Origin of the sequence: Pseudoalteromonas sp. P1-13-1a (genome assembly GCF_001401875.1) — a bacterium.
Taxonomy (GTDB): Bacteria; Pseudomonadota; Gammaproteobacteria; order Enterobacterales; family Alteromonadaceae; genus Pseudoalteromonas.
This window is the reverse complement of record NZ_LKDV01000046.1, coordinates 1-21,759: the sequence shown is the minus strand read 5'-3', so window position 1 is coordinate 21,759 and position 21,759 is coordinate 1. Positions and strand designations below refer to the sequence as shown.

The 21,759-nt window shown below is 42.2% G+C and carries 18 protein-coding genes; 3 read left to right on the top strand and 15 right to left on the bottom strand.

Annotation, left to right across the window (positions count from 1 at the left end):
* The 14 genes from AN391_RS18745 to AN391_RS18680 form a co-directional block, all read right to left on the bottom strand.
* The coding region (locus AN391_RS18745; RefSeq protein WP_327077836.1) for a flagellin hook IN motif-containing protein at positions 1-748 on the bottom strand (748 nt) is incomplete at its 3' end.
* 274 nt (positions 749-1,022) lie between these two features.
* Positions 1,023-2,291: a flagellar hook-associated protein FlgL gene (flgL, locus tag AN391_RS18740; protein ID WP_055016793.1), complete on the bottom strand. Its 1,269-nt coding sequence runs from the start codon at positions 2,289-2,291 to the stop codon at positions 1,023-1,025.
* A 2-nt stretch (positions 2,292-2,293) separates the two neighbouring features.
* A complete protein-coding gene (gene flgK / locus AN391_RS18735) occupies positions 2,294-4,300 on the bottom strand; it encodes a flagellar hook-associated protein FlgK (protein WP_055016792.1) in 2,007 nt (668 codons plus the stop codon).
* Position 4,301: 1 nt separating this feature from the next.
* Positions 4,302-5,318 carry a flagellar assembly peptidoglycan hydrolase FlgJ gene (flgJ, locus tag AN391_RS18730; protein ID WP_055016791.1) on the bottom strand — a complete coding sequence of 339 codons (1,017 nt, stop codon included), beginning with the start codon at positions 5,316-5,318 and terminating at the stop codon, positions 4,302-4,304.
* 124 nt (positions 5,319-5,442) lie between these two features.
* Positions 5,443-6,537: a flagellar basal body P-ring protein FlgI gene (locus tag AN391_RS18725; RefSeq protein WP_055016790.1), complete on the bottom strand. Its 1,095-nt coding sequence runs from the start codon at positions 6,535-6,537 to the stop codon at positions 5,443-5,445.
* A gap of 11 nt (positions 6,538-6,548) precedes the next feature.
* Complete coding sequence (gene flgH, locus AN391_RS18720; protein WP_055016789.1) at positions 6,549-7,232, bottom strand: flagellar basal body L-ring protein FlgH; 684 nt, start codon at positions 7,230-7,232, stop codon at positions 6,549-6,551.
* 20 nt (positions 7,233-7,252) lie between these two features.
* Positions 7,253-8,041 (bottom strand): flagellar basal-body rod protein FlgG, encoded by a 789-nt coding sequence (gene flgG, locus AN391_RS18715; protein ID WP_004588020.1) that lies wholly within the window; start codon positions 8,039-8,041, stop codon positions 7,253-7,255.
* A 21-nt stretch (positions 8,042-8,062) separates the two neighbouring features.
* The gene (locus tag AN391_RS18710; RefSeq protein WP_055016788.1) at positions 8,063-8,806 is read right to left on the bottom strand and encodes a flagellar basal body rod protein FlgF; all 744 of its coding nucleotides are present in this window, start codon (positions 8,804-8,806) and stop codon (positions 8,063-8,065) included.
* 176 nt (positions 8,807-8,982) lie between these two features.
* The gene (flgE, locus tag AN391_RS18705) at positions 8,983-10,353 is read right to left on the bottom strand and encodes a flagellar hook protein FlgE (protein ID WP_055016787.1); all 1,371 of its coding nucleotides are present in this window, start codon (positions 10,351-10,353) and stop codon (positions 8,983-8,985) included.
* Positions 10,354-10,411: 58 nt separating this feature from the next.
* Entirely contained in the window at positions 10,412-11,092 is a 681-nt protein-coding gene (locus tag AN391_RS18700) for a flagellar hook assembly protein FlgD (RefSeq protein WP_055016786.1), read from the bottom strand.
* 13 nt (positions 11,093-11,105) lie between these two features.
* Positions 11,106-11,537, bottom strand: coding sequence for a flagellar basal body rod protein FlgC (gene flgC / locus AN391_RS18695; protein ID WP_004588016.1), 432 nt, complete (start codon positions 11,535-11,537; stop codon positions 11,106-11,108).
* 5 nt (positions 11,538-11,542) lie between these two features.
* Positions 11,543-11,950 carry a flagellar basal body rod protein FlgB gene (flgB, locus tag AN391_RS18690; RefSeq protein ID WP_029773927.1) on the bottom strand — a complete coding sequence of 136 codons (408 nt, stop codon included), beginning with the start codon at positions 11,948-11,950 and terminating at the stop codon, positions 11,543-11,545.
* A 143-nt stretch (positions 11,951-12,093) separates the two neighbouring features.
* Positions 12,094-12,924 carry a protein-glutamate O-methyltransferase CheR gene (locus tag AN391_RS18685; RefSeq protein ID WP_055016785.1) on the bottom strand — a complete coding sequence of 277 codons (831 nt, stop codon included), beginning with the start codon at positions 12,922-12,924 and terminating at the stop codon, positions 12,094-12,096.
* Between the two features lie 21 nt (positions 12,925-12,945).
* The gene (locus tag AN391_RS18680; protein WP_004588013.1) at positions 12,946-13,878 is read right to left on the bottom strand and encodes a chemotaxis protein CheV; all 933 of its coding nucleotides are present in this window, start codon (positions 13,876-13,878) and stop codon (positions 12,946-12,948) included.
* 140 nt (positions 13,879-14,018) lie between these two features.
* Between AN391_RS18680 and flgA the strand changes: the two genes are divergently transcribed.
* From flgA to flgN, 3 genes are all read left to right on the top strand, one after another.
* Positions 14,019-14,726 (top strand): flagellar basal body P-ring formation chaperone FlgA, encoded by a 708-nt coding sequence (gene flgA, locus AN391_RS18675; protein WP_055016784.1) that lies wholly within the window; start codon positions 14,019-14,021, stop codon positions 14,724-14,726.
* A gap of 76 nt (positions 14,727-14,802) precedes the next feature.
* Positions 14,803-15,126 carry a flagellar biosynthesis anti-sigma factor FlgM gene (flgM, locus tag AN391_RS18670; RefSeq protein WP_055016783.1) on the top strand — a complete coding sequence of 108 codons (324 nt, stop codon included), beginning with the start codon at positions 14,803-14,805 and terminating at the stop codon, positions 15,124-15,126.
* Positions 15,119-15,550: a flagellar protein FlgN gene (gene flgN / locus AN391_RS18665; protein ID WP_055016782.1), complete on the top strand. Its 432-nt coding sequence runs from the start codon at positions 15,119-15,121 to the stop codon at positions 15,548-15,550. Before flgM ends, flgN begins: the two co-directional genes overlap by 8 nt.
* A 398-nt stretch (positions 15,551-15,948) precedes the next feature.
* Here the strand turns inward: flgN and AN391_RS18660 are convergent.
* Positions 15,949-21,759 (bottom strand): Ig-like domain-containing protein (locus AN391_RS18660; RefSeq protein ID WP_200910103.1); only part of this gene is annotated, 5,811 nt, incomplete at its 5' end.

Genomic DNA, 21,759 nt, shown 5'->3' with positions numbered 1-21,759 from the left:
ATGTAGCCTGAGTCCGTGCTTGTGCCTTGATCCCAGTTGTATCTGAAACTTCGTTAATCGCTTTAGCAGCATCTTGCGCACTTGAACCTACAGCAATGTCAACTATTACCTCTTTTCCACCACGACCAGTTAAAGTATAAGTTGCTGCAGTTATATCATGTGCGCCTGATAAATCATCAGCAACAGCAGAGCTTGAGCCATACCCCGACGTGGAGCTTTGTAAGTTAATTTGGCTAGCTCCAATATCACTTGCTGCTACGCTACTTAAAGATAAATTGATTGTTTCATTTGCATTTGCACCTACTTGAAAAGCTTTCGTACCATAAGTGCCGTCAAGTAGTTGTTGTCCACCAAATGATGTTGTATCAGCTATACGTGTTAGTTCTGCTTGGAGTGCAGAAACTTCTTTTTGAAGAGCGTCACGGTCATCCGCAGAGTTGGAACCATTGGCAGACTGTAAAGCTAGTTCACGCATACGCTGTAGAATATTAGTCGATTCTTGCATGGCACCTTCAGCAGTTTGTGCCATTGAAATACCATCGTTTGCGTTACGCTGAGCGACAGCTAATCCGTTTATTTGTGAGGTTAAGCGGTTTGAAATTTGTAGGCCGGCGGCGTCATCTTTTGCGCTATTAATACGCATACCTGATGACAAACGCTCCATTGAGGTTGCTAGGCCTTCGCCAGATCTCGTTAGGTTACGTTGTGCGTTTAGTGACGACACATTAGTATTTACTGTTAATGCCATTTTACCATCTCCTAGGTTTAAACAGAGTGTGGTTCAACACGTTTTAACAGGAACCACTATTCGATAATTTCTAATTATTAGAAAGCATTTACTGTGCCAATTCTTAAACAAATATAAATCAATGTTTTTAAATGCTTTTTTATAAAATGTTATACATTAATAATTAAGTTATCTGTTTAGCTGGAGGGATGACAAATTATTGCCGCTTTTTTGAGGGAGGTTTTTGCCGCTTTATGCTAACTAAAGCGGCAAGGTATTTCTGCTTATAATTTATTTACAAGTAATCAAATAATGAAAGGTTAGTTAAACGGCCAAATGTGGCTTGCGAGGCTTGCAGTGCGGTTTCTTGTTTAGTGAGGTCACTAATAGCTTCTGCCATATCTACTTCTACTAGATCAGAAAGGTTGCTTTTGTTTTGAATATCTTGCGCAAGGTTTGAGTCGCTTACACTTTCAACCGCATTCATACGCCCGCCTAAGCTCGCTTGCGTATACACGACTTGCTCACTTGCATTTTGAAGCTGTACTACACCATCAGCTAGCACTTGCTGAAAATCATTGTTATCCAGTGTGCCATCATTAAGCCCTGTAATGAGTGATTGTAATGTATTAAGCACATTTTCTTTGTGCGGCTTTTCGAGGGTAAAATCAAGCTGGCCTGGTGCTTCGCCTTCAAATTCGATTTTCATTCCAGCAAAATCGATTGGCTCATCCGTTATCTCGCCAACTTGTGCAGGGCTTAGCGACACACCGTCACGCAATATTTCATAAGTATCGGGGTCATTAGCGGTAGCGCCTGGCGTTATTATAACATTATACGTGTTCGCTGTTGCCGCAGCGGTTGGGTCAGCATTGTAATTATCTTGATGGAAACGGTCGAACTCTGTTTGACCATCTACATAAACCGTGCCCGCTGTAATATTATTTGCAGGGGTAGTTACCGGGATAGCAGCTTGATTATCTGTAACATCTAACCTTGCATCGCTTTTTTCAAATGTATCAAAACCGTTATCGCTTGATTTAATACTCACCCCTTCAGCAATGGTTATAACATGCTGGCCTTGATCCCCATTATAAGTGTACTCACCTGTTGTAGAGTCAAACTGATAGGGTTGAGTGCTGTCTTGGTAGCCTGAAAATATAAACTTACCGTCTTCTGAGCGGGTATTCATCAAATTGACGAGTGTTTTTTGTATTTCACTCAGCTCAGCCGCGATTGACTCTAAATCATCTTGAGTATAAACACCATTACCTGCTTGAATCGCTAGCTCTTGCGCTTGTTGGATATTGGTATTTATACTTTGTAAAATGGTTTCTTCAGTCTCAAGTCGGCCAGTTAATTGGTCAATATTTTTAGTATATTGCTCATTTGTTTGTATTTTATTTGAATACAGCATTCCTTGCGAGATAGCGGCAGGTGCTTCTGAGGTAGTTAAGTATTTTTTACCTGTTGTTACTTGCTCTTGTGCATTAGCAACACTTTGTTGGTTATCGAGTATTTTATTAATGTTGTTTTGATACATTAAGTTATTTGATAAACGCATAATTACCTCGCCGCACTTAATAAGGTGTCAAAAACTTCTTGGGCAGCAGCCAATACTTGAGCTGATGCCGAATATGATTGTTGAAAACGTAGTAAATTGGCAGCTTCTTCATCAAGGTTTACACCCGAGAGCGATTCATACCAGGCTTCAGATTGCTGGGCTAATGCATCAAATGCACTGGCACTGGTAATGGCTTGACCAGTGACTACGCCAATATCACTCACTAACCCCGAATAGGCTTGATTAAATGTGTCGTGATTATCAGCTGCTGCTGTTGTCACTACATTTTTACGCACTAATTCGCCATTTTGTAAATCAGCGAGCTTTAAACCATTGCGGTTATCATCAAAGCCGCCTTCGTTAAATTCAAGGGTGAAAGTGTCTCCAGTGGCTGGCGTGCCTTCAATGTCAAAGTCAAAGCCATAGTTGCTATAAGGTGCACCAGCCTGAGCCAGTATACCCTCTGCCGGTGGCGTTATAGTAAAGGTTGTGGTGCCATTTGCATCTGTAATTTGGTATTCATTTGCAGCGCCCGTTTTAACAAGAGTGATATCACCATTGGCTAAACTAGGGGCGGTGGTAAAGCCACCCGATGTAACGCTTGTTACTTCTCCAGCTGAAATAGTGGCAGTGCCTACATTATCTATACTGTTAGCTGTACGAATAGGCGATGCCAGAGCTAAGTCTTCACCGCGGCTTGTCGCAAGGGAAATACTGTTTGCCGCTTCAGAGTTAAGTTTAATTTGAAACTGATCACCGGTATTACCTGTACCTGCTACATTAATTTGTAAACCAAACGACTCCCCACTTGTAATGTCGTCTGAGTCGATGACACCAGATGGCGGTATCGTTGCTAAAGAAGCGCTGCCTATCGGCTCCCCTTTATTATCAACGGGCTGAATGCTCACTTCATTTGCATTAGCGGTATAAGTAACAATAAAGTCGCTGGCAGGCAGTTCACTGCCCTTACCGGCCTCAAGCGTGGCAGTTAAACTGGCACCGCCGGTATTATCTTGGTATGCATAAGCGCCCACGGTAGGTATAGTAAAAATATCACCGCCTAGCTCACCGTTAGCATCCATACCCAATTTATTTTGCTCGTTGAACGCATCTGCAATTGCCAATCCCATTTGGCCAATCTGGTTTTGTGCAGGCACAAGTATGTCGTCTCTAAAAGCCAGCAAGCCGCCAATTTTGCCTTTTAATTTGCTTGCATCTATTTCTAGCGGCACGGCTTTGCCGCCATTAACATCAAGCGTCAATTCTTTAAAATTAGGATCGGGGTCGCCCGACAAAGAAAACAAGTTAAATGTACCGTTTTCCATAACTAAAGACTCACCGCTGCCCATAAATACGAGTTTTTCGCCATTAGGGCCATCGAGTGTTTCTATATCTACGAGCTCTGATAATTCACGAATAGCTAAGTCGCGCTGGTTATAAATAGAACTCGCGTCTGATGCGTTATTAGTACCATTTACGACTGCAATTTCTTGGTTTAACGTATTTATATTTTGGATGAGTGAGTTGGCTTCTTCAGAAAAAATCTCAAGCTGCTCATTCACTATACCTTGTTGCTCAAGCACAATACCTGAGAGCCTGTCCATTTGATCAACTAAACTTTGCGCATCGGTCATTACGAGTGAACGAGCAACTGATGAAGACGGCTGATTTAGCGCCTCTTGCACGTTATTAAATAATGAATTTATGCCGGTTGATAAGTTGTTAGACTCTTCCGAAAAAATAGTATCAACACGGTTGGCTTCTGTTACGAATTGATCAAAAAACGATTTATTTGACGTATCGCGGTTTAACTGCGACTGGGCAAATTCGTTCAATAACCGATATGTTTCGCCGCGCCCTACTTGGTTATCTACCATAGTGGTAAATTCAGTGCGCTCACGTACGTAGCCTTCGGTATTTACATTGGTGATGTTTTTACTGGTCGTTTGCAACAGTTCAGAACTTGAACGCACCCCTGAACTGGCAATATTTAATAAACTAAACGACATATTACTTCACTCCTTGGGTAAACGCGCTTGTTGCAATATTTTTAAGCTCACTACTATTTAGCACTTTTTTTATTTTGCTCGCGTAATTAGGGTCCGTTGCATAGCCTGCTTTTTGTAGCGAATCTAAAAATTCGTTTGGCTGTGCTGTTTTTTGTAATGCTTCTTCGTAACGTGGGTTTTGCGTTAAAAAATCGACAAAGTCGTTTACGCTTTCTTTTATAGAATCATAAGCTCTAAAACTTGCTTGCTTTTTAACAGGCGTGCCTTGCTCAAATTCAAGCGTTACTTTACTTGCTTTGTCGCCTTCCCAGCTTTTATCTGATTTAATATTAAACAGGTTATTTGAGCTATTACCGTCACTTTTATTAATAATATGCTTGCCCCAACCAGTCTCAAGGGCCGCCTGAGCGACCATCACTGCAGGGTTTAAACCTATTTTTTCGGCCGCTGTTTTGGCATGCTCCCACACTGCACTCACAAATTCTCCAGCATTATTAAATGTCGGTTGCTGTACAGGCTGTGTTGGGGTTTTAGTGTCTGTTGCTTCGCTGCTGAGGGCTAAGTCGTCTTTATTTACTTGCTCAACATTATTCAGTTCTTCGTGGGGTAGTTCAGAGCCTGCGCGTTTATCACTGATAAAGTCGTTGGTTGTTCTTAACACTGAGCCAGGCATAAAGTTTTCAGCCTCTGGAGAGAGCTGCTGCACAATTAAATCAGCCAAGCCTAAAGACCCATTTGATGAAAGCTCAGAAGAGAGCTGCTGATCGTGCATTTCTTCAAAAAACTTTACGCCGCTAGAGTTAAACGGGCTGTCTTCATCTTCAAATGCTTCGTTAGCTTTACGCATGCCTTTTAGAAGCATCTGCGTAAAAATAGCTTCAAATTGTGCCGCTGCTTTTTTAAGCGCCGCTTTAGAGGCATCAGTAGATGCATCACCGCTGTTTAAGGCGTCTTGACGTAAAGTATTAAGATTACTTAAATCAAAAAAGTTTTGCTTATCGAGGTGATTTGTTTCCATCAGCTTTTTGACACAAAAATGAATAATACTTCGATAAATGCAAAAATTAAGCCAAAGGCATTTTAAAGGCAGGTTTTATTAAAAAAGCTCGGCTACATTGTTGTAACACCGAGCTTTTAATAATTTAAATAACAACAAGCTGTCCGTTAATTGCACCCGCTTCTTTAAGGGCTTCTAAAATAGCCATTAAATCGCCAGGTGCTGCACCTACTTCATTTATAGCACGCACTAAGTCATCTAAGCTGACGCCTGGGTTAAATACAAACGCACGAGAATCATCTTGGTTAACGTCAATAATACTTTGCTGTGTAACGACGGTTTCGCCTTCTGCTAACGGATTAGGCTGCGTTACATTTTGCTGTTCAGCAATCGTAACTGTTAGGCCGCCGTGGGTTATTGCCGCAGGCTGTAACTTCACATTTTTGCCAATGACAATTGTGCCTGTGCGTGAATTAACAATGATTTTTGCAGAGGTGTCAGCAGGCTTAAACTCTAGGTTTTCAAGCGTTGATAAATAAGACACCCTTTGCGATGCATCACGCGGGGCAATAACGCGTACTGAGGCTGCATCAATCGCCTGTGCACTATTAGGACCAACTAAATCATTGATTGTTTTTTCTAGACGTTTTGCAGTAGTAAAGTCTGGACGATTTAAGTTAAACGTAATGTAGTCGCCTTGCATAAAAGGACTTTTAACTTCGCGCTCAACAGTAGCTCCGTTTGGTACGCGGCCGACGGTTGGGGTATTAATAACCACTTTACTGCCATCAAGCCCTTGTGCACCTAAACCCCCTACTATTAAGCTGCCTTGTGCTATGGCGTATACGTTACCATCAACCCCTTTCAAGAAAGTTTGTAGTAATGTGCCGCCACGTAAACTCCCTGCACTGCCAATAGAAGAAACCGTAATATCAATTGTTTGCCCTGGCTTTCTGAACGGCGGCAGCTCAGCATGAACTGCCACTGCAGCTACATTTTTAATTTTAGGGCTTTGCGTTGAAGGTAAGGTAATTCCAAAACTGTTTAGCATGCCCCTAAAACTTTGTTGCGTGTAAGAGTTTTGCTCCCCTGTGCCAGGTAGCCCCACCACTAAACCATAGCCAACCAATTGGTTGGCACGGACCCCTTCAACCATAGAAACATCTTTTATTCGTTCCGCGCTGGCAGAAAATTGCCAGCCTAGCAGTATGATCAAAATAAACGCTTTAATGTTTTTCATACTACTATCCTTTAAAATGGAAATAACGAGCTACTGAAGAAACGTGTTAACCACCCTGGGCTTTGCGCCTCTTGTGTTTGCCCTTTACCTGAATACTGGATGCGGGCATTCGCAATTCTATTCGACTCAACCGTGTTATCGGCACTTACATCTTGCGGGCGAACTAGCCCTTCGAGCCTAATAAACTCTTCGCCAGTGTTAAGTGTTAGCCATTTTTCACCACGGATAACTAAGTTACCATTGGGTAAAACACGCATAACATTTACAGAAATATCACCCACTAAACTGTTTGACTGATTTGATTTAGAGTCACCGGTAAATGATGAATCACTACCAATACCAAACTGAATACTGTCGCCACCTATATTTACAGGTAAGCCACCTAATCCAATAATGGGGTCCAAACTGGCGTCGGTTTCTTTGTCAGTTTCAGTTTTTGCGGCTTTTGTAGCTTGTGTTGACTCTTCAAGCTTAACGGTAATTATATCGCCTGTTCTAAGCGCTTTTTTATCTGAATACAGGTCATTAAATGTGTTGGTATTAAATAGCGAACCTGTTGCAACAACAGGCTCTGCTACAGGCTCTGGGTACATGGGTGCGTAGTATGGGTCGTCTTGAACCACTTCACTATTTTGCGTAGAAACACAGCCACTTAAAAATAAGGTGCCTGCGGCAAATAAAATAACTTTACGCATAACTATCCCCTTGTGCACGATTATAACTGTTGATTGATGTAGCTCATCATTTCGTCAACGGCTGAGATTACTTTTGAATTCATTTCGTAAACACGTTGTGTTTCGATAAGGTTTACCAGTTCTTCTGTTACATTAACGTTTGATGTTTCAAGCGAGCCCTGAATAATAGTACCCAACCCTTCTACGCCTGGATTACCTTGCACAGGCGCACCACTAACAGCCGTTTCGGTGTAAAGGTTTTGACCAATTGGCTCAAGACCAGATGGATTAATAAAGTCGCTAATTGTTAGCTGACCAATCACCACATTATCGGCTTGCCCTGCAACACGTACAGATACTTCACCATCTTGAGAAACCGTAATTGATTGCGCATCATCCGGTACGTTCATTTCGGGCTGAACAACAAAGCCAGCGCCTGAAGTAACAATGCGGCCGTCTTCATCGGTAGTAAATTGTCCATTACGCGAATAGGCAATATTGCCATCAGGTTGCAACACTTCAAAAAAGCCTTCGCCTGAGATCATCCAATCAAGTGAATTTTCAGTGGTGAGCATATTGCCCTGCGTAAACTCTTTTTGGTTAGCAACCACTTTTGCACCGGCACCAAGCATTAGGCCAGATGGTAACTCAGTATCTTGTGATGATCGCCCGCCAGGTTGGTTGATGTTTTGATACAGTAAATCTTCAAAAATAGCGCGGCTCTTTTTGTAACCTACGGTACTGGCATTCGCCAAATTATTTGAAATAACTGAAATATCAGTTTGTTGAGCGTCTAGCCCTGTTTTACTTATCCACAATGCAGGATTCATAAGTATGCCCTCATTTTAAAGTTAAACTATGCGCATCAACTGATCTTGACGTTCGTCAATCTCTTCAGCTGTTTTCATTAGTTTTACTTGTAACTCAAATTGACGTTGGTGGTTGATCATATCGACCATTTCGTGAACTGGATTAACGTTAGACATTTCCAGTGCACCACTTAATACTTTTACATTTTCAGAGGTATCAACGGTTTGCCCAGGTACTGGTCTAAATAAACCATCGTTACCTTTTTCAAGCTGCCTGCTGTTTCCTTCAACAACACGTAGCGTGTCTACTTCTTCTAAAAAATTGGCTGGTGCGCCTTGCGGGCGAACCTGAATGGCGCCATCTGCACTAAAGCTTATTTTTTCAATAGGGACAGGTAGAATTACGGGGCCACCTTCGCCAATAACTTGACGACCATGGCTCGTTACTAACATGCCTTGTGCAGTAATGTTCAGCGTACCAACTTTAGTGTAGGCTTCATTCCCTGAGTCATCTTGAACAGCGAGCCAGGCGTTATCGCTCATGGCAATGTCTAAATCTCGCCCTGTTTCTATTATGCCGCCAGAGGTCATGTTAGAACCAGGTCGCTCTTGCATAGAAAACACTCGGGTCGGCAAGCCCTCGCCAAATGCTTGCATAGAACGCGCTTGCGCGAAGTCAGCTTTAAAACCTGTGGTATTTGCGTTTGCCAAATTATTGGCTTTAAGTGCAAGCCCCTGTAGGCTTTGCTTAGCGCCAGAGGCCGCAATGTAGACCATTTTGTCCATAACATCGACTCACATAAAAAATCTCTGAGTTGATAAATGCAAAATAGGTGCCAGATTAAATTTGACGCAATATAAGGAAGGTATTGAACGGTTCAGCTAGGCTATTTTTGTGGTATTAGGTATAAAAAAGGCTGCAAAAATGCAGCCTTAAAATCTTAACCAAAAATAGTGTTAACTTATCGAATCTGCAAAATACTTTGCTGAATTGTTGAGTTAACTTCAAGCGCTCGAGAGTTTGCTTGGTAGTTACGTTGAGCGGTAATCAAATCAACTAATTCGTTTGTTAAGTTGGTATTTGATTGCTCAAGTGCAGATGAATTAATACTACCAAAAGTACCCGAACCTGCTTCACCGGCTACCGGCTCGCCAGAGTCAATACTTTGCTTCCAGCTGGTATCGCCTACTTGCGATAAACCTTGTGAGTTTGGAAAGCGTACCATAGCCACTTGCCCTAAGTAGGTTGAATCACCATTACTGTACGAGGCCACAATTTTGCCGTCTGTGCCAATATCAATACCCGCTAAACGACCGACTGTAGAGCCATCTTGGTCAAGGGCTTTTACTTCAAAACCACTTGAGTACTGAGTGGGAATACGTCCTGCTGTGTTATTTTCATCTCGCCAATTTAACTCAATACCCGTGCTTGGAAATGTCGCGCCGTTATCAAGCATTGACGATAAACCAGTGCCTGCACCTGCCGGCAAATTAATTTCGTCAAATGTTGTGGCGTTAGTATTTGCTATACCGTTGGTTGTCGCAGGTAAACCACTAGAGTCGAAGCCAAGTGTAGCAATCGGTGTATAAGGTGTAGTAGTTTGCTCTGCACCTGATGTACCATCTACAACTTTCCCATCTAAGGTTGCGTATACCTCCCAGCTGTTATCAGTACCACCCGAGGCGGCATCCTCTTCTTTTACAAAAAAGTATTGCAGAATATGTGGTTCACCTAATGAGTCGTAAACGGTTGTAGACGTTGACGAGTTATACGTACCATTTGATGTAGGGTCAAAAGCAAGGCCTGTAGCATCTGCTGTTGCATCTAAATTAAATGACAAAAATACGTTTTCTGTAGCGCGAGGCGAACCAGATGAATCAGGAATTTGAATTGGGTTAGTTGTACTTAGACTTACCGATGTGGTGTCCCCACTTGATGCATCAACCGGAAAAGCTTGTAAATAATTACCTTTGGCGTCAACCATAAAATTGTCTTGATTAAGCTTAAATGCACCTGCACGAGTATAGGTTAAATCTTGCGATGAAATATCATCGGTCATTGCAAAGTAACCTTCGCCGGTAATCGCTAAGTCTAACGAGTTGTTAGTAAATTGCAGTGAGCCTTGATGAAATTGCTGTGCAACCATGGTAGTTTGCACACCATCACCATTTTTGGTTTTACCTGCGCTAAACACAGATGCAGCATATACATCAGCAAATTCAGCCCGCGATTCTTTAAAACCAGTGGTATTTACGTTAGCAATATTATTTGCTGTTACGTCTAAGTCTTTTTGAGCGGCAGCTAGGCCTGTAAGTGCGATATTAAAGCTCATAATTCACCTCTAACTTTTAATCTAATAGCCTGCTAGCAGGCGAAATACTTTTAAATGGTTATGCGATCTCTGCGACATCTGTCAACCTAACCGCACCCTCTTTGGTGTTAATAATAATGCCACTAGAGCCGTTGATATTAACGCTTTCAATGTTTTTGAATGTGGCTACCGGTAAGCTTGAAAACTCGCCGTTGGTACTGCCCTCTGCAGTAATCGTGTATTCGCCCTCTGGTAGGCGTTCGCCAGATTCGTTATTCCCATCCCAACTAAAGCGCACAGCACCCGCTGCTTGCGAACCCATATCGATAGTTCTAACCAGTTGCCCAGAGGCATCTGTGACTTTAATTTTTAAATTATCAACGGCTTCTTCAGCAACTGCCGATCCTTTTGCCTCGCCACTTTCGCCAAGTTCAAGCGTATTAGATTCTAAAAGCGCTTGTTTACCAACCAGGGTTGATGCTTGTAAAGCAGAGTTTGAAGTCATTGAAGAGGCAAGCGACTCAAAATTTGTGTTTAAATCTGTGATACCTTGCGCCATGGTAAAATTAGTCATTTGCGCAATCATCTGATCGTTATCAGCCGGATTACTCGGATCCTGATACGATAGCTGCTGAGTTAGCAACGAGAAAAAATCTTCCTGTGTTAACGCATCGCTCTCTTCAGTGGAAGTCGCTACTTGAGTCTCTTGCCAAGTAATCGAGTCCATAAAAGATGAACTAGTACTAATATCGTTACTCATAACCTACCCTCGGTTATCGCTGCCCAAGTAACAGCGTTTTGCTTAACATTTGCTTAGCTGCATCGGCAACTTGCACGTTTGTTTGATATGAGCGAGATGCAGAGATCATATTTGCCATCTCCTCAACAACATTAACGTTGGGTTTATAGATATAGCCATTTTCATCCGCACTTGGGTGATTAGGGTTATATTCAATTTGTAGTGGTTTGTTACTCTCAACAATCCCCAACACTTTAACACCAACAGCGGAGCCCTGAGGGTTACTGGCTGAGGCAGACGCTTTAGTCAGCTCGGCAGCAAATACAGGTTGGCGAGCTCGGTATGTTTTGTCTTGGGATGAACTTATTGTATTAGCATTCGAAATATTACTCGCGGTAGTATTTAGGCGCACATTTTGCGCACTCATACCACTGCCTGAAATATCAAAAACATTATATAAACTCATAATTATTACCCTTGACTACCGAGCGCTTTATTCAGGCCCTTAAATTTACTACTTAAAAATTGCAGGCTTGCCTGATACTCCATCGCATTCTGTGTATACAAGTTTCGTTCCACCTGTATATCAACTGAGTTACCATCGCCTGTATCTCCTTGATTTGGAGTGCGAAATAATTCAGAACCACCTACGCTGCGAGTACCGCCAGCAATGTGTTTTTCATTGGTTGTGACCATGCTATTGCCGCTTTGCTGAGTTGACCTTGCCGCTTTTAATGCAGAGGCAAAGTCAATATCTTTTGCTTTATAGCCAGGCGTATCAGCATTCGCTATATTTGTGGCAAGCACTTCTGCCCGCTGTGAGCGGATCAACATCGCATGCGGATGGACACCTAATGCTTTATCAAAACTGATAGCCATAACATTCTCCAAAAAATTGACTTAACTAAGTTAAAGCAATTAATAAGCCAGTAGTTTTGAATAAGGTTACTTTTTTATAGGAGGTTGTTATTAAAGAAAAAACGACGCACAAAGCGTCGTTTTTTAATGGGAAGGAAGAGGCGTTATTTTTTTTGGTAGATGATTCCGGGGTTACAACGAACCATGTCGAACTCGTTACTTAAGCCAGTCATTGACTCTGATGCACCTAAAAACAAATACCCTTTTGGGTTTAGTGCTTGGGCAAACTGGCTAATAATTTTTGCTTTAACCTCTGGTGAAAAATAAATAAGTACGTTGCGGCAAAAAATAATATCGAACTTGCCCATTAAGGCATAAGAGTCGAGCAAGTTTAAATGTCTAAAGCTCACCTGCTTTCTGACTGAATCGACAACTTTTGCCATTCCATTGCCGCTATCCATAAAGTACTTTTTACGGCGTTCTGCTGAGAGCCCTCGCGCTAATGCCAGCGCATCATATTCTGCATTTTTACACATATCGAGCATTGTATTAGAAATATCAGTACCAATAATTTGTGCGCCCATACGTAGCACACCCGGCTGCTGCGCTTGAAACTCAGCAACCGACATGGCAATAGAGTATGGCTCTTGACCTGAAGAGCTGGCCGCTGACCAAATTTTTACTGGCCGGCGAGTGTCTTTGAACTCAGGGAACAATTTATTTTTTAACAGCTCAAATGGGTATTGATCCCTAAACCACAATGTTTCATTTGTGGTCATGGCGTCAACCACTGCGGCTCTAAGTTGCCGCTCATGGGGGGCAAGCGTTTTACTCACTAACTGTGATAAAGATTCAACATTAAAACGAGCCATAAGCGGAGCAAGCCGACTTTTTACTAAATATTGCTTGTTTTCGCCTAGCACAATACCACATTGCTGCTCTAAAAAAGAGCGGAACTGATCGTAGTCACTTTGCTGCAAATCTTTATTATTCAAATTATTAACACCTATTGTTGCTTAATCACAATGAACCCATTTTTTAACTGCTGTTGCCAATTCATCTGGGTTAAATTTTGCTATAAAGTCATCCGCGCCGACTTTTTCGATCATCGCCTGATTAAATACACCACTCAAAGAAGTGTGTAAAATAACATGTAGAGGCGCTAATTTAGGGTCAGCTTTAATTTCTGCTGTTAATGTATAGCCGTCCATTTCAGGCATTTCAACATCAGAGATAAGTAAACCTACACGCTCAGTAATATCATTTTTACAATCAAGCTCGGCGATTTCTTTAAGCCTAACTAAAGCTTCTTTACCATTTTTTGCAAGCTCGGTTTGCACGCCAAGCGGCTCGAGTGCTCTTTTTACTTGGTTACGAGCCACGGCTGAATCGTCGGCAATAAATACAATACGCTCGCCTAAGTCTTTTTGTATAGCACTATCGGCCGCCAGATCTGCACTAACCTCTGTATTTACCGGGCAAATTTCGTTTAAGATTTTTTCTACATCGAGAATTTCGACTAATTCGTTTTCAATTTCGGTAACAGCCGTTAGATAAGAATAACGCCCTGCACCCGATGGGGGCGGCATTATTTTTTCCCAGTTCATATTAACAATTCGCTCAACGCCGCCGACTAAAAAGCCCTGCACAGAACGATTGTATTCTGCAATTATAATGAAGCTATCTTTTACATTTTCAATCGGGCGGCCGCCTACGGCCATAGATAAGTCGATAACTGAAATAGTTTGACCACGAATATGCGCAACCCCCCGAATGTATGCATTTGATTTTGGCATACTCGTTAAAGGAGGACATTGCAGTACTTCTCTTACTTTAAATACATTGATCCCAAAACGCTGACGCCCTCTGAGCTTAAATAATAGTAATTCTAGGCGGTTCTGCCCAACCAACTGGGTGCGCTGGTTTACTGAGTCTAAAATGCCTGCCATTCAAATCTCCTAAAGAAAACAAGTAATGCGGAACGATAATTGCTTTCTGTTTATAAAGCTACATAACATCGCGGGAGCGTCTAAAGTTTGACGCAAAATATTTATACCCTGTTTGAAACCATAAGCATAGTCGAAACATTATGAGTTTGTTAAAAAAAGTCAGAAGATACAGTGTTTTTTATTTTCTTGCTAGCCTCTGCTTAGCAACACCTTTGCATGCAAAAGTGTTTAGTAAAGATTTATTACAACAAATTGCAATTTCTCATATTGCTGAACAAGTTACCGTACCTCTTGAGAAAAATGTGGAGATCACCGCGCTTGCGCTTGATAGCCGTATTCCTGATAGAGTGTGCGAAAATGACCCAGAGTTGGTTGTGCCAAATGAGCCGCCATTTACACGTCAGGTGACTGTACAAATAAAGTGTAACGATGCGCAAAGCTGGACTCAGTATGTTCATGTAAGAATAGTAAAAATGGCACCCGTTGTGGTTGCCACGGAAAACCTGGCCCGTGGGGAGGTTATTACTGAGTCTCATTTAAGTGTACAAATGAAGCCTTCACAATTTGTTAGAGTGCAATATTTAGATGACCCTTTAATGCTTATTGGCAGCCGCAGTAAACGAAATATACGCAGCGGTATGCCCGTTTTACTTAATCAAATTTGCATGGTTTGTAAGGGCGATGCCGTAAATATTTATGCGAGTATTAAAGGACTTAGGATAAAAACAACAGGTATAGCACTTGAAGATGGCACTTTAGGTGAACAAGTGCAGATTAAGAATAAAAAGTCCGGTAAAATTTTGAATGCACGCGTAGATGGTGTAGAGTCTGTGCAAGTTAATATTTAATTTCGATTTATACTAAAGTATCCTATGTATATGCCGATAACTTGGCATAAGTTGGGTAATATACAGGTTTATTATTATGGTTAATCAAGTTAATGGCAGTAATCAACAAGCTAATGCGCTCACTAACGCTAAACAGCAACAAGTTGATATTAAAAAAGATAATGCTGCAAGTACACAGACAGCACCTACCCCTTCGCCGAAAGCTGCGAGTGACTCAGTGAGTCTAACACCACAAGCACAGCAGTTAAAAACACTGCAAGATAAAGCGCAGCAGTCATCTGGCTTTGACAGTGAAAAAGTTGCTGAGCTTAAAAAAGCGATTACCGAAGGTAAATACCAAATCGATGCTGAAAAGCTGACTAAAAACTTGGCTGATTTTGAGTTTAACGTATATGGCTGATCACAATAGTTTAATTAGCGTTAAGTTAAATGAACAAGTAAATTGCTTAGATTCGTTGCATGCGCTGTTAAACGAAGAGCTTAGTATTATTGCCTCTCGTAGAGGTGAAGGTTTAAAAGAACTTGCCCAACAAAAAATGTCTTTTTTAACTAAGCTTACGCAGCTTGATAAAGAGTTGAATAAACTTTTTGCTGCAAATGATGAAAATGCCCCTGAAGTAACTGAGCGAGTAGCGCAAGTTAAGGCGCAGTTAGCGCAGTGCCAAAAACAAAATAAAGTAAACTCGCACGCTGCCCGCCAAGCGCACTTAAGTGTAAAACAGCTTAAAGATATTTTAATAGGCGCCCCAACTAGTATGACCTACGATCAAGGCGGTAGCGTGGTTAATACCGACAGTAAGCTGGTACGTAATCTAAAAGCTTAACTGTTTTTACTTTTTCCAAATTTATTGAAAAAGCCCTTATTGAAGTCTCAATAAGGGCTTTTTTAGGTTTACTATTTAACCCAAACAATACCAATTGTCTTAAATATTTAGCCTTTATAACGTGCTAAATAAAACGCTAACAGCTTTATAAGTTTCTCAGGTAAAACAAACCACCTTTTAATAAAATGAGTATTAGTGCCCCACTTCAGTTATTTAACTGAAGTGGTTACTCCATTTATACCAATCCGCGTAATTAAGTGATCTATTTTGAGGCTGGAAAAACGTGTTGTTAGCTAGGCAAAAAATTCGCTATTTAGTTGTTCTAAATGAGAATTTTTTAACGCTGATAACGACACGTTTAGCCCCACAAAATGATTAAGTATTATTGCGGGTTGGTATTATATATCCGTTTGATTGTTACCATTTTCAATTAAGTGTTTAATCATTTCCTCTGATTGGTTTTGAACATCAACGGCTGGCGCTGCCTCATCAACACGTCCTCCACTTTGTGCAGGGCTATAAGCAATTGCAGAGCCTTCTTCGTCAAGTAAGTTATTTAATGCAAGCAATTGCTCTGTTTCAGAGTCAATAATTACATCGTTTAAATTAAGTGGCTCTGTTTCGCTTACTTGTACAACTTGCTCAGATGAACTTGTCATGGCCCCTGCGTTTGCTAAGTTGATGGTTTCGGTGCTCAACAGACCTTCACCTTGCGTATCACCCAATGCTGACTCTTCGCTAAATGACGCAGGCATAGTGTCACCAGCACCTGATTCAGAGGTATATATATTGCCGGACTCTATAAACACATCATTACCATTTTTAACTTGGTAATTACCAGCTTCGTCCACAGTGTAGAAATACGTGTTTTCAAGACCTGTACCTAATAACCCTAAAGCACCTAAGTCTAAGTTTCCTGAATCCCAATTACCCTGTGCATCTACTACTGCATGTGGTGCTGAAGTTAACGCTAAATCAATGCCTAAAACTAATGAGTCAACAATATAGACTTTACTTCCTTCTCCACCATCAGATGTACCTTCGTAACCAACTAATACGCTTATACCAAGTAGATTAAGTAAGTACTCAGGCTCAACAGTAAAGTTAATTGGTGTGGTATCTATAACCAACCCAGATACGCTACCGCTTGAAGTTGTATTGCCAGATGTATCCGTTGCTACCGCTGTTACAGTGTATGCGCCATCAATTAAATCTGTATCTGGTGAAGCACTCCATGCCCCGGATGCATCAGCGTTTACTTGCTTAGTGACCTCAATGGGGCCGCTAAAGGTGACTAATATCGTTTCTCCAGCACCAGCGGTTCCTGTAACAAGTGGACTTTGATCCGCGGTTAGAGCGAGCCCTGAGTCAATTGTAATACCTGAGTCAATTGCGCTACTTGTGGATTGCGTACCTGTATTACCTGCGCTATCAGCAATGCTTACATCTACGCTGTAGTTACCCTCAGGAAGTACTTCTTCAGAGGTCACGCTCCAAGTTCCATCAGGACCAACTGTTGTTTGAACACTGTGAGTGGCACCCGCTGAATCAGTAAACATAACGACTACTAACGCGCCTGCGAAGCTTCCCGTTACTGAGCCTGTAACAGTAGGCGTAGTATCTTGCCCTACCGATATTGGGTCTATGACGACAGTTGGCGCTGTGTAGTCTGTACTTGACACCATAGTATCGCTAGCGGAGTTACCCGCAGTATCACTTATGGATGCTGTAGCACTAAAGCTACCTTCACTTAATGGAGTAGTCGCTGTTACTGACCATGTGCCATTGCCTGCAACTTGGGCAGTAAGTGTTTGTGAATCATTATTAGCATCTGTAATAACCACGCTCAGTGTTGTACCTGCTGGTGCATCACTTGTACCTGTAATGGTTGGTAGCGGATTATTAGTAACGGATAACTGGTCAACCTCAATTGTTGGCGGTGTTAAATCAACAGTGCCACTTAGGCTTGTAGAACTTGTAAGGTTTAAGTTTTCGACTGTCGCATCAACCGTAAACGCACCTTCAGCTAATGGAGTGGTCGGTATTAATGTCCATACACCAGCAATAGCTTGAGTGTTATAGGTTGTTGCATTACCACTACTATCTGTAATAACAACCTCTACATTACCGTTTATTACATCGGTAGTACCACTAATAGTAGGAGTTGTATCGCTTGTATCTATTATTGGGTTAATTAATAGACTCGGTAAAGTGGTGCTCACAACGCCCGTTTGCGTCACCGTTGCTATATTACCTGCATCATCAATACTAATGGCTTCTATGGTTAATTCGCCCTCAGCAAGTGCAGGTGCAACAATAAGCCACGTGCCATCGCCTAATACTGTTGTAGTAACTTCATAAAGTGTGTTTGTAGAGTCGGTAATATTAACCGTAATTAAGCTACCAGCCTCTTCGTCACTGGTGCCAGTAATAGTTGGCGTTAGCGTGTTAAGTACACCAAAGGCATCTATTTCTAACGATGGCGGTATGGTATCAATCGTCACTTGCTCAGTAGCAGATTGGCCTACATTACCCGCAGCATCAGTAATACTTGCAAATACACTATATATACCATCAGGTAGACTCGTGGTTAATAACGACCACGTGCCATCACTCCCAACAAGGGCATCAAATACTGTTGCGTTGCCGTTACTATCTACCACAGTTACATCAATGTCCGTACCCGGAGCTTCCTCTGAAGTACCCGAAATAGTTAGTATGTCAGTATTGCTAATGCTCAACGGTAAAATATCTACCACAGGTACTAACGTATCAACAACAAACTCAAGCGTTTGCGTTACTACATTGCCAGCATCATCAGTGATACTCACGTTGGCAACATGCTGCCCTTCAGTCAGCGCATCGACTTCTAGTGAAAATAGACCTGCTGCATTCACTGTTGTGGTTAGTACTGAGCCGCCGTCTAACTGAATCTCTACCACACCATTAATTAAATCACTGGTTCCTTGAATGATTGGAGTAGAATCTGACGTTGTACCAATTACTTGTAAATTAAGTGTTGGCGAGATGGTATCTACTACACTACTAATTAGCTGTGTCGCTGTGACCCCAACTTCACTTAATACATTTACAGTTACAGTAAACACGCCCTCAGCAAGTGATTGAGGAACTTGTACTGCCCATGAGTTATCTGCCTGTACTATTGCAACGAGTTCTTGCACAACGTTATCACTATCAATGACTTCAACAAGTACTTCGGTGCCTGGTGCTTGATCGGTTGTACCGCTAATAATCGGTAAATCCCCTTGCCCTGTAACAAAGTCAACCACTGCATTAAGTAATGGCGTTGACGCATCAACATCAGCCGTAGTTATAGTGGTTGTGTTACCTGCATCATCAGTTGCAGAGGCTTCTACAACTGATAGGCCAATAACATTAACCGCCAGGCCTAGTAATTCCCAATCACCATTGGCATCGGTGGTAACATCGTATGTTAAGTCAAGTAAATCACCTGCAAGCTCTAGAGTTACCGTAACGGTTTTGCCTTCACCTAAATCAGATGTACCAGATAAAGAAACGAGCTGCCCTAGCAAGAACGAAGGCACAATAGTAAGCTCTGGCCCTACTGTATCTACTTCGCCACCCGTTTTACTATCTACCGAGGTATTTCCTGCACTATCAGTAATCGTAGCCGTAACACTGTAGACACCGTCAGCTAAAATGTTATCGGCAGCGGCTTGCCAGTCTCCATTTGCATCCGTTTGTACAGTAATTTGGTGCGATGCACCAACTGAATCCGTAAACGTAACGATAACGTTTGTATTTGGCTCGTTTGATGTGCCGCTAATTAATGGCGTGCTGTCTTGGGTAAGTATTAATGAACTTTGATCAATACTAATTTCTGGCGCAATTGTATCTATATCAGCGTTAGTGGTATTGCTACCTGTATTTCCGGCATTATCAGTAATAAATACTTCAACTGAATATGCTCCCTGTGAAAGAGTATTACTTGCCTCTACTGACCAAGTCCCACCGGCTTGCACCGTTGTATTTACAGTATGCGCATTACCTTGGAAGTCTGTAAATACCACAGCAACCACATCTCCTAAGGCTGCACCTGTTACGCTGCCAGACACGCTAGGTGTTAAATCAGTACTGCCTACAATATCGTTAATGCTAACCACTGGCGCGGTTATATCAACCACACCGGTAGTGCTAGTATTTACAGGGTTGCCTGCGGTATCTGTTGTTGATGCATTTACACTGAATTCCCCTTCACTAAGTGCAGTAGGTACAGCTACTGACCAAGTGCCATTGGCTCCCACTGTGGCATTAACTGTTTGCTCAGCACCTAAACTATCAGTAATTAAGATCACAATTATTGCACCTTGTGGTGCCGTTGTTGTGCCCGAAATCGTAGGGGTTGTATCATTGGCTGTAATTAGCGTGTTAATACTTAGTGCTGGTGCAGTTAAGTCTATAACACCACTAGTTGTAGCATTGCTTGTTAAGCCATTTTCGGTAACGCTTGCAGTAACAGTAAACTCTCCCTCTGGAAGTATATCTGTCGCATCTACACTCCAAACACCGCTTAGCACAGTTGCAGTTAATGTGTGTGAAACATTATTAAAATCCGTTATAACTATTGTAATTTCAGCGCCATCAGCCGCACTACTTGTACCCGAAAGTGTTGGAGTTTGATCGTTTGTATCAACAATGGTGTTTATATTGATAGTAGGCGCATTAGTGTTAAGCGTAGCAGTTGTATCTACTTGCGTACTGTTCCCTGCAGTATCGGTAATGCTTGCTGTGACTGTCACCTGTCCATCAATTAGCGGCGTAGTTACATCAACACTCCATAGTCCGCCACTCCCCACAGTTGTTGTATAGGTATCAACGCTATCACCATCAGTAATTGTTACCGTAACTAAAGTACCCTCACCCTCGTTAGAGGTACCTGTTATTGTTGGTGTACTGTTATTAATTGTACCTAATGCATCAATGGTAATAGTAGGTGCTTGTGTATCAACAAGGCCTGTTCCAGTCGCAGAGCCAGTATTACCAGCATTATCAGTAATGCTAGCAGTAACACTGTAGCTTCCTTGCGGTAAATTAGGCGCTGTTGTTTGCCAATTACCATCTACATCAACCGTAGCTGCTAACGTGTGTGTATCACCATTACTATCAGTAATAACAATATCTACATTTGTGCCAGTAGGTTCAGTTGATGTGCCACTAATAACTGGCGTATCTGTGTTAAACACAGTTATGTCGTCCAAAGTGACTATCGGTATCTGGGTATCAATTGTTAAGTCAATTGTTGTGTTAGTAATATTATTAGCATCGTCTGCAACATTAATTTGCGCCGTATAATTACCGTCGGTAAGTGCAATTGGTACCGCTACCTGCCAGTTGCCATCAACACCAACTACCGCAACAAAAGTTTGACCGTCAATGCTGACTATTACATCAGCTCCAATGGCATCACTGGAGCCTGATAGGGTTGGCGTTGTATCTGCAGTTGTGTCAATAGGGTTAACACTAAGCGTGGGTGCAATACTGTCTATTTCACCTTGTGTTTGCTCAGAGGTTAAATTACCAACATCGTCTCTTACCTCAGCGGTAACTGTGTACTGCCCTTGCGCTAACTCGGCTGGTACTTCAACAGACCAACTTCCATTAGCCTGCACAATGGCCGTAAACTGCTGGCTTTGACCTTCACTATCTACAACGGTTAGTTGTATCTCGGTTCCTTGCTCCATATCTGTAGTACCAGAAACCACTGGCGTTGTATCATTCGATAATGCATCTACAGTAACGCTAAGCGCTGGTGCTTCATTATCAAAGTCAAGTGAGTTGACAGTAACAACATTACCGGCTGCATCACTTGCAGTTGCAGTAACATACGCAAGACTAAGCAGAGGTACTGTTATGTTGGCAAGTCCCCATGTGCCATCGGCATTCGTTGTTGCTGTGTAGGTAGCGCCTACAGCACCGCCAACAAGGTACTCGGTAATGGTGACCACTGACCCTTCTGGTAAATCAGAATCACCAGAAAGAGAAACTAGGTTGCCAAGTAAGAACGAAGGAATGATCTCTAAAGTCGGTGGCGTCACATCCACTTCGCCGTTGTCTGTGCCTGTACCGGTATTACCAGCGGCATCAGTGATGCTGGCGCTAACACTGTAGTTGCCTTCTGCTAAGTCGCTGGTTGGTGTCGCACTCCAATTGCCGTTGACATCGGTTTG